Raw genomic sequence first — 11,982 nt, 5'->3', positions numbered from 1 at the left:
GTCGTAGACCTCGATGCGCACCGGCGGCTTTACCAGGCCGAAGGTCTCGGCGAATCCCTGCAGCAGCCGCGCCTGGGTCGAGGTCTCGGCCAGCCTGCGGCCGAGGGCCTCGCGGGCGTTCTGCAGCGCGTGATCGGTCAGGTCCTTCTTCTCGCCGCGCTGCGGCACCGAGATCGTAATCTTGCGGCCGGCATGGGTGGACAGCGCTTCCGCCAGCAGTTCCTGCTCCTGCGCGGTCTGCGACAGAAGCAGCGTGCGCGCCGGCAGCTTGTCGTCATAGAACTGCGCCAGGAACGAGCCCAGCACCTCAGCCGGCTCCAGCGCCGGATCGGCCTTGGGGAAATAGGCGCGGTTGCCCCAGTTCTGGCCGGTGCGGAAGAAGAACACCTGGATGCAGGTCTGGCCGCCCTCCTGATGGATGGCGAAGACGTCGGCCTCCTCCACCGTCTGCGGGTTGATGCCCTGATGCGCCTGCACATGGGAGAGCGCGGCCAGCCGGTCGCGGTAGATTGCGGCGCGCTCGAAATCGAGCTCTGCCGAAGCCTGCTGCATGGCGGCCGAGATTTCGGTCTTCACCTTCTGGCTGCGGCCGGAGAGGAAATCCTTGGCCTCCGCGACCAGCTCGGCATAGCCCTCATGCGAGATCTCGCCGGTGCAGGGACCGGCGCAGCGCTTGATCTGGTAGAGCAGGCAAGGCCGCGTGCGGTTCTCGTAGAAGGAGTTGGTGCAGCTTCTAAGCAGGAAGGCGCGCTGCAGCGAATTGATGGTGCGGCCAACCGCGCCGGCCGAGGCGAAGGGGCCGAAATAGTCGCCTTTTCGCGAGCGCGCGCCGCGATGCTTGTAGATGCCGGGCGAGACATGGTCGCCGGTGAGCAGGATATAAGGGAACGACTTGTCGTCCCGCATCAGCACGTTGAAGCGAGGCCTCAGCCGCTTGATGAGGTTCGCCTCGAGCAGCAGCGCCTCGATCTCGGTGCGGGTGACGACGAATTCCATTGTCGCCGTCTCGCGCACCATGCGGCCGATGCGGGCGGTGTGGAACCGCCCCTGCGCGTAGTTGGTGACGCGCTTCTTCAGGCTGCGCGCCTTGCCGACATAGAGCACGTCGCCGGCGGCGTTCATCATGCGATAGACGCCGGGCTGGTTGGGCAGCCGCTTGACGAAGGTCTGGATCACCTCGGCGCCGACCATGCCGTCGGCATCGCCGGCATGCGGCGTCCAGTCGATGGCCGTGAAGGCGACATCGGGGCCAGTCGGCAAAGCCTCGGGTTCGACGATCTCCTCAGCCGCCTCGTCCTCGACGTCGAGATCGACATCGGGGGGCAGGTCGTCGGCGGCGCCGTTGCGTCTGTGTTTTTGAACTGCGGGACTCATTCCACCATGCCTGTCACATCGGGCGTCTGCCACGCAAGATGCTGGCCGCCGTCGAGCGCGATCATCTGGCCGGTCACCGAGCGCGCCTGCCAGAGATAGCGAATCGTGGCGCCGAATTCAGGCAATTGCGGGCCGCGCTTCAGGATCAGGCCCTCGACCTGTTTGCCGAAATCGTCGTCGTCCTGGCGCTTGTTCTTCAGTGTCGGGCCGGGACCTATGGCGTTAACGCGAATGCGCGGCCCGAGCGCCTGCGCCAGCATCTCAGTCTGCGTCCACAGCGCCGATTTCGACAGCGCATAGGAGAAATAGCGCGGTGTAGGCCGCCAGACGCGCTGGTCGATCATGTTGACGATCAGCCCCTCCTCGCCTTGCGGCAGCGCGCGGGCGAAATTCTGCGCCAAGAGCGCGGGCGCCTTCAGGTGGATGGCGAAATGGCGGTCCCAGGCCTGCCAGTCGAAATCATCGACGCTGTCGTCGACGAACAGGGACGCGTTGTTGACCAGCAGCGTCACAGGCCCGAGCGCGGCTTGCGCGCGACCGATGAGACCACCCACCGCATCCATGTCGGTGAGGTCGGCGGCGACGACGGCGGCGCGGCCGCCCTCGCCCGTGATCTTCCCCGCCAGCGCCTCGGCCTCGGCGCCTGAACGGTTGGCATGGATGGCGACGGCGAAGCCATTGGCGGCCAGATCCTCGACGATCGCCTTGCCGATCCGTCTTGCTCCACCCGTCACCAGCGCGACGGCCGTGGCTTGTTTCATGGTGTCAATCCTCAATCGGCTTCACGATTCCGGGAAGCCGGCACAATATGACGGGCCAAGCGTTAAATGCCATTTCCACCTTGGGCAGGAATGTGGCGAAGCGGCCCGGATGCGCTTCCCCCCGCCGGATTCGGGAAGCCATTGCCGGCAATATATGTCGCTGCACCCCTTGAACCAAGCGATGTGCAGCGCAACATGATTAGCCTGCTGACATTCGCTGTTGCGAAGATGCAACGTCACCTTTCGGCCTCATTCGCGCCCGGGAATGACCCAAGTTCAGGTTCGCTTCAGCCGCATTTCAGCACGACATTCGGAACCGTTAAACGCCAGGCTCGTTTATCCCCCCGGACGGGCCGGGGCGTTTCATGAACAAGCAAGCCTAAGTGTCTTGTGGCTTAAGGAGTATATAATGAAGACCAATCTCAAATTCGCGCCGCTTGCCGCCGCGCTCGGGCTGTTCGCCTTTGCTGGTACCGCCTTTGCGGCCGACGTCGTTTCCGAAGAGCCGCCGGCTCCCGCCCCGGTTGCCGAGCTTCCGGTTGCTTCATGGGCCGGCCCCTATGCCGGTATCAGCCTCGGCTACGGCTTCAGCGGCCATGCCGATGCTCGTGACGCCGGCGTCAACGTGAAGACCAAGGGCTTCATCGGCGGCGTCTTCGGCGGCTACCAGTGGCAGCAGGACAACTTCGTCTACGGCGCTGAAGCCGATCTCGGCTACAACGGCGTCAAGGGCGACAGCGCCGGCATCAACGCCAAGGGCGGCCTCGAAGGGTCGCTGCGCGCTCGCCTCGGCTACGCCGTGACCCCAGAAATCCTGCTCTATGGCACCGGCGGTCTTGCCGCCAAGAACCAGAAGATCACGGATAGCGTCACCTCCACCGACGAGAGCAAGGGAATGCTCGGCTGGACGGCTGGTGTCGGTTCCGACATCAAGATCACCGACAATGTGTTCGGCCGTGTCGAGTACCGCTACACCGACTACGGCGACAAGGACTTCGGTGCCCTCGGCAACGTCAAGTCGAAGGACAACCGCGTCACCTTCGGCGTCGGTATGAAGTTCTAAGTCGTAGAAGCCACGACACGGAAAAGCCGGGCCTTGCGCCCGGCTTTTTTTGTTGGCCCGGCCGAAAGGCGTCAGGTGCCCGACCGACGCGCCGGCTGCCTCTGGAAACCATCATGGGTCGGGATCGACGGCAGCCGGTCCAGCCATTTCAAGCGCGATTGCATGAAGACCTGGGCGTCCGGCCGGTAGTCGCCCGGATCGGTCAAGGTGGCGGCGTGAACGTGGATCTCCGACGGCCATCTTGTCGAGCGGAAGTAAAGCCTGGTGCCACAGGACGGACAGAAGCCGCGAAACGTGTCCGTGCTGCTTTCATAGTGCCTGATGTCGCCGGCCCAGCTCAGCTCATCGGGCCTCAGCCCCAGGAAGGCGGTGAAGGGAGACGAGGTGGCACGCTGGCAGTCGGCGCAGTGACAGACCAGATTGCGGATGATGTCGCCGGAATATCTCCAGGTGACCGCTCCGCACATGCAGTGCCCGTTGAGTGCCATCGCTTCCCCTTGGCCATGCGTTCATCATTGCCGGCGCAGCCGATACTGACACATCGCCGCTTGGAAAATGGCGAGTCAGCGGCTTACGCGCGCTTCTTTGCGACCTTGGTGGATTTGTCCTTCGGCGGCAGTGTCTGGACAAAGGCCAGAGCAAGATCGAGCCAGAAGGCGAGCTCGGACTCGCTCGCCGTGCCTTCCGGCCCGACGTGGAGGTAGCCTTCCATCAAGCGCCCGCCCATTTCCATCGGACGCGCATGGGGACGAGCAGCCGCCGCCGCATGCGCGTCCTTGCCGACGCGGACCAACAGCCCACGCTTCGAGGTGCCGATCAGTAGGTTGCCGTCGATCATGAAGCAGGTGCCGCCGAACATCTTCTGCTCGGTGAAGATGCGCTTGCCGAGGGCGGCGCGCAAGCGCTCGACCATCGGGTCGGGCGCGACGCTGGTAGAGGGCCTTTCCATGCTCACCACTCCAACTTGGATGATGTCAGGCAAGCATGGAAGCGGGTGGCGTTTCAAGCTCGCTTCCCCTTCTCCCCTTGTGGGAGAAGGTGGCCTAGCGAAGCTCGGACGGATGAGGGGTGCTCCAGCTTGACGCACACCTTGGTCAGTCTCGGATGGCGCCAAGTTCACCAGCGCTCGCTCCGTCCAACACCCCTCATCCGTCTCGGCGCTATCGCGCCGATCCACCTTCTCCCACAAGGGGAGAAGGAAAAAGGCGCCTCACCCCGGCACGCTTGCTTTCAGTTCCGGAAACTTCTCATCAAACCTCGCGGCCCAGCGCACGAGCCGGCTTCGGCCCTTCTCCCATTGGCCGGAAAAGCGCAGCGCGAGATAGCCAAGGGTGGCGCGCAGCGCCATGTGGCCGGCGGTGATCTTCTTCGGCAACTTGGGCGGGTTGGCGTTGATGAGGTCGAGCGCGGTGGTGATCTTGCCCCACTGGCGGTCGAGCCAGGGCTGGTAGACCATCTCTTCCGGCCGCGTCCGCCGCTCATAGACCATCGACAGCGCGCAGTCGCAAATGCCGTCGGCCAGCGCCTCGAGAACTTCCGCCTCGAGCCGCTTGTCGGGGTTGCGCGGGAACAGCGCGTTCTTCGACAGCCGGTTGAGATGCTGGGTAATAGTGCGGCTGTCATAGATCGAGCGGCCATCCTCCAGCACCAGCACCGGGATCTTGCCGAGCGGATTGGCCGAGATCAGTTCGGCGGGCTTGTCCTCCGTCTTGACCGGCACGAGGTCGATGGCGATGCCGGCGTAGACGGCCGCCATACGGACCTTCGAGCTATAGGGGGACGTGGAAGCATAGAGCAGTTTCGGCATGATCGATTTCCCAGTTGTCTGCCGCACTGTTGACCGAATCGAACCTCCAGGGCAACGGCCCAGCAAAGCCGATCCGGATTAGCCACGTCTTGCCGACGCGGACGCGGCAACAAAAAAGCCCCCGGAAAGTTTTGCCTGACGGCAAATTTCCGGGAGCTTTAGGAGGAGCGTCCGCTCCGACTCCGCTCGCTCAGACACCGAATTGGCGAGAGGGGTGCCTGAATAGCACCCGCCCTCAGCCGTTGCGGTTCGCGCGCGAAGCTACGCGATTACTTCTTGGCGGCCGGCTTCTTCGCCGGAGCTGCCTTCTTGACGGCTGCCGGAGCCTTGGCCGCGGCGGCCTTCAGCGGAGCCTTGGCGGCGGGCTTGGCCGCGGCCTTCGCTGCCGGCTTCTTGGCGGCGGGCTTGGCTGCTGCCTTTGCGGCGGGCTTTGCCGCGGCCTTCGCGGCCGGCTTTGCTGCTGCCTTGGCGGCGGGCTTTGCTGCTGCCTTGGCGGCGGGCTTTGCCGCGGCCTTCGCGGCCGGCTTCGCTGCTGCCTTGGCCGGAGCCTTGGCGGCTGCCTTCGGTGCCGCTGCCTTCTTAACTGCTGCAGGTTTCGCGGCAGCCTTAGCTGCCGGCTTCTTTGCCGGCGCTTTCGCCGCCGGCGCCTTGGTTGTGGTCTTTGCCATGCGATGCCCCTTGCGTTTTGCCTAAGGTCGTGAGTGACCCGGCATGCTCATGCATATCTGACTCGCGACTGTCTAGCCAGCGAAGCAACACAATGATTTTCAGTTATTGAATTTTGGTTACACGAAGATGCATCTCATCGAAAAATTGTGAGCGAATCTGTCACTTTCGAAGTGAAGGCCCGGCGCACAGATTTTCGCGTGGCTTCTATCACCCGATGATCCATCCATTCGCGGCATAAGCTTATATCGTAATGTGAGCAGAGTGCTCACAATAGAGAACCAGCCGCTGAACACCGGCTTCATCTTGTCCAGCGAAAACATCTACAGATGAATCGGCCACGCGAGGCGGTCAAAGCTTACGCGTTTGAAAGCGAGCTTAAAGCTCATATTCCAGTTCCACCGGCGATCTCTGCCGGCTTGCGTCCGCCCTGCAGGCGGCGCGCCGGTTCGACCCGGTGCAGGTGCACGGCGTAGGTGTCCCAGGGCGGCGAGACCGCGATCCCGGCCAACATTCGGCCGACCTCGCCGCGATGATAGCCGCCGTGCAGGACGACATGGGTCAGCATCTCCTGCCTCGTCATGCAGCCCTTGTCGCCATCGGTGAAGGTGAAGGCGATCGGCTCGGCAAGTGCCTGCTCCGAAATGGTTTCGAGATGGTCGAGATACCAGCGATCGACCTCGACGAGGTTGGCGCGCAGCACGTGCGGCTCGGGCGTGTCCGGCGCATTGTCGCCCGCATAGCCGTGGGCCACGCCCTCCAGATGCGCGGCAAAGATCCGCGACACGACATGGATATGGTTCATCAGGCGGATCGCGGCGTGTCGCTCTGCCGCGCCGCGGGAGGGATCCAATCCGGCAAGCGTCTCCAAGAGCTCGTCATTCGCCCAGGCCTGATAGGCAAGCAGGCCCTTCAGCAAGGTCTTGGCGCTCATCTTCGTGGCTCCATTTGCGTTGGCGAAATGAATGTGAGTATCCTCTTCATATTCTCGGGAGACGGGCCAGCATGTCTACTCGCATTGCAAAGCCGGCCGCGCGCATGCGCAAGCAGCCGCGCCAGGCGCGTTCGATCGCCACCGTCGAGGCGATCATCGAAGCCGGTGCTCACGTTCTGAGCGAGCTCGGCTGGGCCGGCTTCTCCACCAACAAGGTGGCCGAGGCCGCGGGCGTCAGCATCGGCTCGCTCTATCAGTATTTTCCCGACAAGCTCGCTCTGGTCGAAGCGATCCGGCGCCGTCACTTCGATCATGTGCTGTCGGTGATTCGCGAAGCGTCGGCGGAGGAGAAGCCGCTCAGGCAATTCGCGCGCGAGCTGGTGCGCGGCATGATCGGCGCGCACTCGATCCATCCGACGCTGCACCAGGTGCTGCTCGACGAGGCGCCGGGCGACCGCGGCTCACGCGCCGCGCATGCCTCGTTCCAGGCGCGCTATCTCGAACATTACGCCGCGGCCGTCGCGCAGTACCGCAAGCGCCGCAAGGACACTGAGACGATGGCGCGCGTGCTCTCCTCGGCGGTCGAGGGCGTGATCCACAACGCGGCACGGCGCAACATGCTCGACGCGCCGGAACTGCAGAAGCAGCTCGTCGAGCTGATCTCGGCCTATCTGTCAGGTAGCCGGGCTATCTAACCTGTCGGGCGGCAAGGCAGCCGGGGACGGCGCCAGTGGACGAGGCCTGCGGTGGCTCGCGTACCGCTACGCCGCTTCGCACGGTCGCCGGCAAATAATTCGCATCGCCTGTCGATTCCGCCGATCCCCGTTCGTCGTATCATTGCAACCAAACAACGAAGGACGACACACCGATGCGTTTCATGATGCTGATGATCCCCGGCGGCTACGCGACCGCGGCTCCCGACGTCAGGCCCGAAGCGGAAGCCGTGGCGACGATGATGAAATACAATGAAGAGCTAAAGCGCGCCGGCGTGCTGCTCGCGCTCGACGGGCTGCATCCGCCGTCCTCGGGCGCACGGGTCTCCTTCAAGGGGGCCAAGCCCACCGTTACCGACGGCCCGTTCGCGGAGGTCAAGGAAGTGCTCGGCGGCTATTGGATGATCGACGTGCGCTCGCCCGAGGAAGCCGTGGAATGGGCGCGGCGCTGTCCGGCCGGAGAAAACGACGTCATCGAAATCCGGCGCGTTTTTGAGATGAACGATTCCCGAGGACGTCCAGAAGGCCGCCGAAGGGTTCGGCGAGCTGAAGGGTTGATCGCCACGGCGGCGATCGAAGCGGTCTGGCGGATAGAGCAACCAAAGCTAGCCGCCGGGCTCACCCGCTTTTTGCGCGATGTCGGGCTGGCCGAAGAGGTGGTGCAGGATGCTTTCGTGCTGGCGCTGGAACGCTGGCCTGGGGAAGGCATTCCACACAATCCGGCCGCCTGGCTGACCCGGGTCGCCACCAACCGGGCGCTCGACCGGCTGCGCCGAACCGTGCTGATCGACGGCAAGCATCGCCAGTTGGCCGTCGACCTCGCCGAGCTGGAGCGCGAGATGCCCGACATCGAGGCGGCGCTGGACGAGGACATAGACGACGATCTGTTGCGGCTGATCTTCACCGCCTGCCATCCAGTGCTGGCGCCCGAACAGCGCGCGGCGCTTGCGCTCAGGATGCTCGGCGGCCTGTCGACGCCTCAGATCGCACGCGCCTTCCTGGCGCCGGAGGCGACCGTCGCCCAGCGTATCGTGCGCGCCAAAAGAACGCTGCGCGAAGCCGGCATTGCCTTCGAGATGCCGCGCGGGCAGGAGCGGCGCGAGCGCCTCGGCGCCGTGCTGGAGGTGATCTACCTGATCTTCAACGAAGGCTACGTCGCTTCCGCTGGACCGGACTGGCTGCGCACGGATCTCTGCGGCGAGGCCATGCGCCTCGGCCGTCTGCTGGCGGCCCTGGTGCCGCAGGAGCCCGAGACGCTCGGCCTGGTGGCCCTGATGGAGCTCAGCGCGTCGCGCTTTGGCGCCCGCATCGACGCAGCGGGCAACCCGGTCCTTCTGCTCGACCAGGACCGCAGCCGCTGGGACTGGTCGCTGATCCGGCGCGGCCTCGATGGGTTGAACCGCGCGATGGCGCTGACGCCGACACCTGGCCCCTATCAGCTGCAAGCGATGATCGCCGCCTGCCATGCACGCGCCGTGAGCGCGGCCGACACCGACTGGATCGCCATCGCGGCATACTACCAGGCGCTTGCGCTTGCAGCGCCCTCGCCCATCGTCGAGGTCAACCGGGCGGTCGCTGCCGGCATGGCGTTCGGACCGCCGCAAGGGTTGGCGATTACCGACGCGCTGCGGGACGAACCTCGGCTCAAGGATACGCATTTGTTGCCCACGGTGCGCGGCGATCTTCTGGCGAAGCTCGGACGGATAGACGAAGCCCGCGCCGAATTCCGCCGCGCCGCCGGGTTGGCCGGCAATGAGCGGGAACGGGCGCTGTTGCTTGCGCGGGCTGGTCGTGGAGAAGCCAACTCAGGATAGGCCGGCGGGACAGCGCCTACCTCAGCTGTCTATCGCCTGCCATTGAACCGGCGTCTCTCAGCGCGTGGCGACCACGGCCACGCCGGCGCCGATCATCACGCCACCGGCGGCGCGGTTGACGCGGCGCACGATCGCTGGTGTGCGCAAGAGGCCGCGGGCTCGGCCGGCGAGCAGGACATGTCCGCCGATGACCACGGCCTCGACGATCAGGATCACCGTCGCCAACACGCCAAGATCGCCTGTGTTGAGCGACGCGCCGACCACATTGGGCAGCAACGCGACATAGAACAGCGGCATCTTCGGATTGCCGAGGTTGAGCGCGATGCCGGCGGCGAAGGTCGCCAGCAAGCCGCGCCGGTTCGATACCGGCTGCGATGCCGGGACCACGGGAATGGCGGTCCACAACCTGATGCCAATCCAGATCAGATAGGCCGCACCGCCATAGCGAAGCACAGTCATGACGACCGCCATCTTGGCGGCGAGGATCGACAGACCGAAGGTGGCGAGCACCAGAAAGATGAGGATACCGACCACCGTCCCGGCCCCATAGGCGATGCCCGACGCGGCGCCGCTGGAGATCGTGCGGGCGACGATCGTCATATTGTCGGGACCCGGACTGGCGGCGAACACGAAGAAGGCCGCCGCGAAGGCAAGCAGCGTCGTGATATCCATGCCCGTCAGCGCCGCCTCAGCGCAGCACGCGGCAGCGGCCGTTATAGACCAGCCAGCGGTCGAAGCCCAAGACGCAGAACTCGACATTGTCGCCGATCGAGGCAAAGCCCTGGCCTTCCTCGATCAGATAGAAGATCGAGCGGTCGTGGCCGTCCGACAGGTTGACGGTGGCGCGGCAATAATGGCGGCCGATCGGCCATTCCTCGCTCGCCGGCTCGTAGCGATGCTGGCGGATGTCGCGGAAATCGGTGATCGCGACGTCCGGCAGATGCGGCACGTGATGCACCTGGTAGGAGAAGCGGTCGGTGATCTTGTTCAGCACCCAGCTTTCGCCGCAGACGCTGCCATCGTCGCCGCTGTAGACCGAAAGGTCGGCGGCCTGCGCCGCCTGGGTGAAGCCCAGCGGAGCGGCAAAGGGAGTGGACAGCGCAACCAGCGCGGCAAGAGCGGAATGGGCGAAGCGAGTCATGACAGCCTCTCGAGGTCGGTTGCACGCACTGTGCGGATTCGCTTGGCGGCGGTCAAGCGGTCGCGAAAACAATGGTTTCCGCAAAGCTTCGTTGCGGATTTGCCGGTTGATCAGTAAGTGCCGGCAAGCAGCAGCCCGCCGATGACGGCAATGTTGATCAGGAAGGCGTTGCGCAGCACCTGGCGCTCCGGCTCCGCGCTAGCCCAGAAACGCAGCAGCATGAGGTTCGTCGCCAGTGTGAAGATGGCCAGAGCGACGGCGGCAAACAGCCGTGCCACGCCAACGGCGAGCAGCGAGCCCGCGATGATCTCGACCGTCGAACCGGCGGCCAGCATCAGCGCCGGAGCCGGAAATTTCTGCGCGGCCAGATAGTCGCGCATCGCCCCGAATTTGAGGAAATGCTCGATGCCGGCGAAGACGAACACGCCGCCGATGAGGAGAGCGCCGAGCGCTTGAACGATTTGAACGAGCATGGCGATCTCCTCTCGACGTGCGTGGCTCCGTTCACTCCTCGGGGATGAAGGCTGGGTTGTAGACGACCTCCCACAGATGATCGTCGGGATCCTGGAAATAGCCGGCATAGCCGCCCCAGAAGGTCTTCTGCGCCGGCTTGACCACGCGCGCGCCGGCCTTGACGGCCTCAGCCATCACCGCGTCGACCTCAGCCTCGCTGCCGACATTGTGGCCGATGGTCAATTCGGTCGGGCTGCGGCCGCTTTGCGGCACGGTGGCATCCCAGGCGATGCTGGCGCGCTCGTAGATGGCGAATTTCAGGCCGCCGGCGAGATCGAAGAAGGCGACGGCGCCATGCTCGAATTCGCGGCCGATGATGCCCTCGGTCGGCAGGCCGAGGCCGTCGCGATAGAATTTGAGGGAGACCTCCAGATCGTCGACGCCGAGCGTCAATACGGTGATGCGAGCTTTCATTTCTCTCACTCCTTTCTATATCCGTGACCACAGTCGCAAACGGATGCGGTCCGATGCGAGCGCGTGAAGCGCCGTGAAGTTCCGTCCGTTTTGCCATGGATGACGCGGCCGGCATTGAACATTTCGGCCAAAATGACCGTCACACCGATCCGGCAACCCCGCTGGAGCAGATCGGAGAGGAGATGGAACCGGTCCTGGCACAGACCACCGGCTTTTTTCGGGAGCGGCCTGCCGCCGGCAGGCTGGCCGATGCCTTCTCCGCTGTCTGGGTCCATCGCATGGACGAGCGGGCCGTTCCCCCTATCGTCATCACGCCGGACGCGACGATCGACCTGCAATGGATCGATGGCCGCTTCCGTATCGCCGGCCCGGACAAGGAGCCGCAGATCGAGCAGCCTGCCGCTGGGGTGGTGATCGTGGGCTTCCGCTTCCGGCCAGGCGCGGCGGCGGGCTGGCTCGGCGTGCCGGCCGGCGAAATCGTCGGCGGACGGCTTGATCTCGGCGAGCTGTGGAGCACGCGCAGCCGCGAGCTTTCAGACCGGATCAGAGCGACGCCCAACCTCGCCGATCTGGTTCGGCGCCTGGAGGAGACGATCGGCGCGCACACGGAAGGACGCGCTGTGCTCGACCCTCAGATGGGCCGGGCTTTCGAGGTCATACACGAAGGTTTGCCGCCGGAAACGCCGCTGGTTCCGTTCCTGCAACGCCAGTTGCATATGAGCGAGCGGACGCTGCGCCGGCGTTTCGAGGACGCTTTCGGCTATGGTCCGAAGACGCTCGAC

Annotated in this window: 15 protein-coding genes and 1 pseudogene; 5 read left to right on the top strand and 11 right to left on the bottom strand. The window is 64.7% G+C overall.

What is annotated here, in order from left to right:
- Together uvrC and EOA24_RS13310 are read right to left on the bottom strand one after the other, a co-directional pair.
- The coding region (gene uvrC, locus EOA24_RS13315) for an excinuclease ABC subunit UvrC (protein ID WP_127409853.1) at nucleotides 1–1,374 on the bottom strand (1,374 nt) is incomplete at its 3' end.
- The gene (locus EOA24_RS13310; protein WP_126078202.1) at nucleotides 1,371–2,135 is read right to left on the bottom strand and encodes an SDR family oxidoreductase; all 765 of its coding nucleotides are present in this window, start codon (nucleotides 2,133–2,135) and stop codon (nucleotides 1,371–1,373) included. The genes uvrC and EOA24_RS13310, both read right to left, overlap by 4 nt.
- Before the next feature lie 409 nt (nucleotides 2,136–2,544).
- Between EOA24_RS13310 and EOA24_RS13305 the strand changes: the two genes are divergently transcribed.
- Nucleotides 2,545–3,198, top strand: a complete 654-nt coding sequence (locus EOA24_RS13305) for an outer membrane protein (RefSeq protein ID WP_126078203.1) — start codon at nucleotides 2,545–2,547, stop codon at nucleotides 3,196–3,198.
- Between the two features lie 71 nt (nucleotides 3,199–3,269).
- Here EOA24_RS13305 and EOA24_RS13300 read toward each other — a convergent pair whose 3' ends face one another.
- The 5 genes from EOA24_RS13300 to EOA24_RS13280 all read right to left on the bottom strand — a co-directional run bounded on the left by EOA24_RS13300 (nucleotide 3,270) and on the right by EOA24_RS13280 (nucleotide 6,605).
- Nucleotides 3,270–3,686: a GFA family protein gene (locus tag EOA24_RS13300; protein ID WP_126083453.1), complete on the bottom strand. Its 417-nt coding sequence runs from the start codon at nucleotides 3,684–3,686 to the stop codon at nucleotides 3,270–3,272.
- Between the two features lie 83 nt (nucleotides 3,687–3,769).
- A complete protein-coding gene (locus EOA24_RS13295) occupies nucleotides 3,770–4,147 on the bottom strand; it encodes a TfoX/Sxy family protein (protein ID WP_126078204.1) in 378 nt (125 codons plus the stop codon).
- Between the two features lie 261 nt (nucleotides 4,148–4,408).
- Nucleotides 4,409–5,005, bottom strand: a complete 597-nt coding sequence (locus tag EOA24_RS13290) for a glutathione S-transferase family protein (RefSeq protein ID WP_126078205.1) — start codon at nucleotides 5,003–5,005, stop codon at nucleotides 4,409–4,411.
- Nucleotides 5,006–5,274: 269 nt separating this feature from the next.
- The gene (locus EOA24_RS13285) at nucleotides 5,275–5,673 is read right to left on the bottom strand and encodes a hypothetical protein (RefSeq protein ID WP_189342178.1); all 399 of its coding nucleotides are present in this window, start codon (nucleotides 5,671–5,673) and stop codon (nucleotides 5,275–5,277) included.
- Nucleotides 5,674–6,056: 383 nt separating this feature from the next.
- Nucleotides 6,057–6,605: a DinB family protein gene (locus EOA24_RS13280; protein WP_126078206.1), complete on the bottom strand. Its 549-nt coding sequence runs from the start codon at nucleotides 6,603–6,605 to the stop codon at nucleotides 6,057–6,059.
- 104 nt (nucleotides 6,606–6,709) lie between these two features.
- Between EOA24_RS13280 and EOA24_RS13275 the strand changes: the two genes are divergently transcribed.
- The 3 genes and pseudogenes from EOA24_RS13275 to EOA24_RS13270 all read left to right on the top strand — a co-directional run bounded on the left by EOA24_RS13275 (nucleotide 6,710) and on the right by EOA24_RS13270 (nucleotide 9,132).
- Nucleotides 6,710–7,300, top strand: coding sequence for a TetR/AcrR family transcriptional regulator (locus EOA24_RS13275; protein ID WP_126083454.1), 591 nt, complete (start codon nucleotides 6,710–6,712; stop codon nucleotides 7,298–7,300).
- Nucleotides 7,301–7,473: 173 nt separating this feature from the next.
- Nucleotides 7,474–7,809: pseudogene (locus EOA24_RS42990) on the top strand (YciI family protein); the annotation flags it as partial.
- Between the two features lie 63 nt (nucleotides 7,810–7,872).
- Nucleotides 7,873–9,132, top strand: a complete 1,260-nt coding sequence (locus EOA24_RS13270; RefSeq protein WP_126078208.1) for an RNA polymerase sigma factor — start codon at nucleotides 7,873–7,875, stop codon at nucleotides 9,130–9,132.
- Between the two features lie 57 nt (nucleotides 9,133–9,189).
- Here the strand turns inward: EOA24_RS13270 and EOA24_RS13265 are convergent, their stop codons facing one another.
- From EOA24_RS13265 to EOA24_RS13250, 4 genes are all read right to left on the bottom strand, one after another.
- Nucleotides 9,190–9,804 (bottom strand): LysE family translocator, encoded by a 615-nt coding sequence (locus tag EOA24_RS13265; RefSeq protein ID WP_126078209.1) that lies wholly within the window; start codon nucleotides 9,802–9,804, stop codon nucleotides 9,190–9,192.
- Between the two features lie 16 nt (nucleotides 9,805–9,820).
- Nucleotides 9,821–10,273 (bottom strand): hypothetical protein, encoded by a 453-nt coding sequence (locus tag EOA24_RS13260; RefSeq protein ID WP_126078210.1) that lies wholly within the window; start codon nucleotides 10,271–10,273, stop codon nucleotides 9,821–9,823.
- Nucleotides 10,274–10,383: 110 nt separating this feature from the next.
- Entirely contained in the window at nucleotides 10,384–10,746 is a 363-nt protein-coding gene (locus EOA24_RS13255; protein WP_126078211.1) for a DoxX family protein, read from the bottom strand.
- Between the two features lie 31 nt (nucleotides 10,747–10,777).
- Nucleotides 10,778–11,200, bottom strand: coding sequence for a VOC family protein (locus tag EOA24_RS13250; protein ID WP_126078212.1), 423 nt, complete (start codon nucleotides 11,198–11,200; stop codon nucleotides 10,778–10,780).
- A 182-nt stretch (nucleotides 11,201–11,382) separates the two neighbouring features.
- Here EOA24_RS13250 and EOA24_RS13245 point away from each other — a divergent pair.
- Nucleotides 11,383–11,982, top strand: a 600-nt coding sequence (locus EOA24_RS13245; protein WP_133374507.1) for an AraC family transcriptional regulator, incomplete at its 3' end; no start/stop codon positions are given.

It is taken from the genome of Mesorhizobium sp. M2A.F.Ca.ET.039.01.1.1, from assembly GCF_003998035.1.
Lineage (GTDB): Bacteria > Pseudomonadota > Alphaproteobacteria > Rhizobiales > Rhizobiaceae > Mesorhizobium.
The sequence above is the reverse complement of the archived record's forward strand: the minus strand, read 5'-3'. Positions and strand labels throughout refer to the sequence as shown.

Bases quoted from the DNA above. Each gene is read 5' to 3' on its own strand.
- EOA24_RS13310 (WP_126078202.1), bottom strand. From the start codon at position 2,135: ATGAAACAAGCCACGGCCGTCGCGCTGGTGACGGGTGGAGCAAGACGG.
- EOA24_RS13305 (WP_126078203.1), top strand. From the start codon at position 2,545: ATGAAGACCAATCTCAAATTCGCGCCGCTTGCCGCCGCGCTCGGGCTG.
- EOA24_RS13300 (WP_126083453.1), bottom strand. From the start codon at position 3,686: ATGGCACTCAACGGGCACTGCATGTGCGGAGCGGTCACCTGGAGATAT.
- EOA24_RS13295 (WP_126078204.1), bottom strand. From the start codon at position 4,147: ATGGAAAGGCCCTCTACCAGCGTCGCGCCCGACCCGATGGTCGAGCGC.
- EOA24_RS13290 (WP_126078205.1), bottom strand. From the start codon at position 5,005: ATGCCGAAACTGCTCTATGCTTCCACGTCCCCCTATAGCTCGAAGGTC.
- EOA24_RS13285 (WP_189342178.1), bottom strand. From the start codon at position 5,673: ATGGCAAAGACCACAACCAAGGCGCCGGCGGCGAAAGCGCCGGCAAAG.
- EOA24_RS13280 (WP_126078206.1), bottom strand. From the start codon at position 6,605: ATGAGCGCCAAGACCTTGCTGAAGGGCCTGCTTGCCTATCAGGCCTGG.
- EOA24_RS13275 (WP_126083454.1), top strand. From the start codon at position 6,710: ATGCGCAAGCAGCCGCGCCAGGCGCGTTCGATCGCCACCGTCGAGGCG.
- EOA24_RS13265 (WP_126078209.1), bottom strand. From the start codon at position 9,804: ATGGATATCACGACGCTGCTTGCCTTCGCGGCGGCCTTCTTCGTGTTC.
- EOA24_RS13260 (WP_126078210.1), bottom strand. From the start codon at position 10,273: ATGACTCGCTTCGCCCATTCCGCTCTTGCCGCGCTGGTTGCGCTGTCC.
- EOA24_RS13255 (WP_126078211.1), bottom strand. From the start codon at position 10,746: ATGCTCGTTCAAATCGTTCAAGCGCTCGGCGCTCTCCTCATCGGCGGC.
- EOA24_RS13250 (WP_126078212.1), bottom strand. From the start codon at position 11,200: ATGAAAGCTCGCATCACCGTATTGACGCTCGGCGTCGACGATCTGGAG.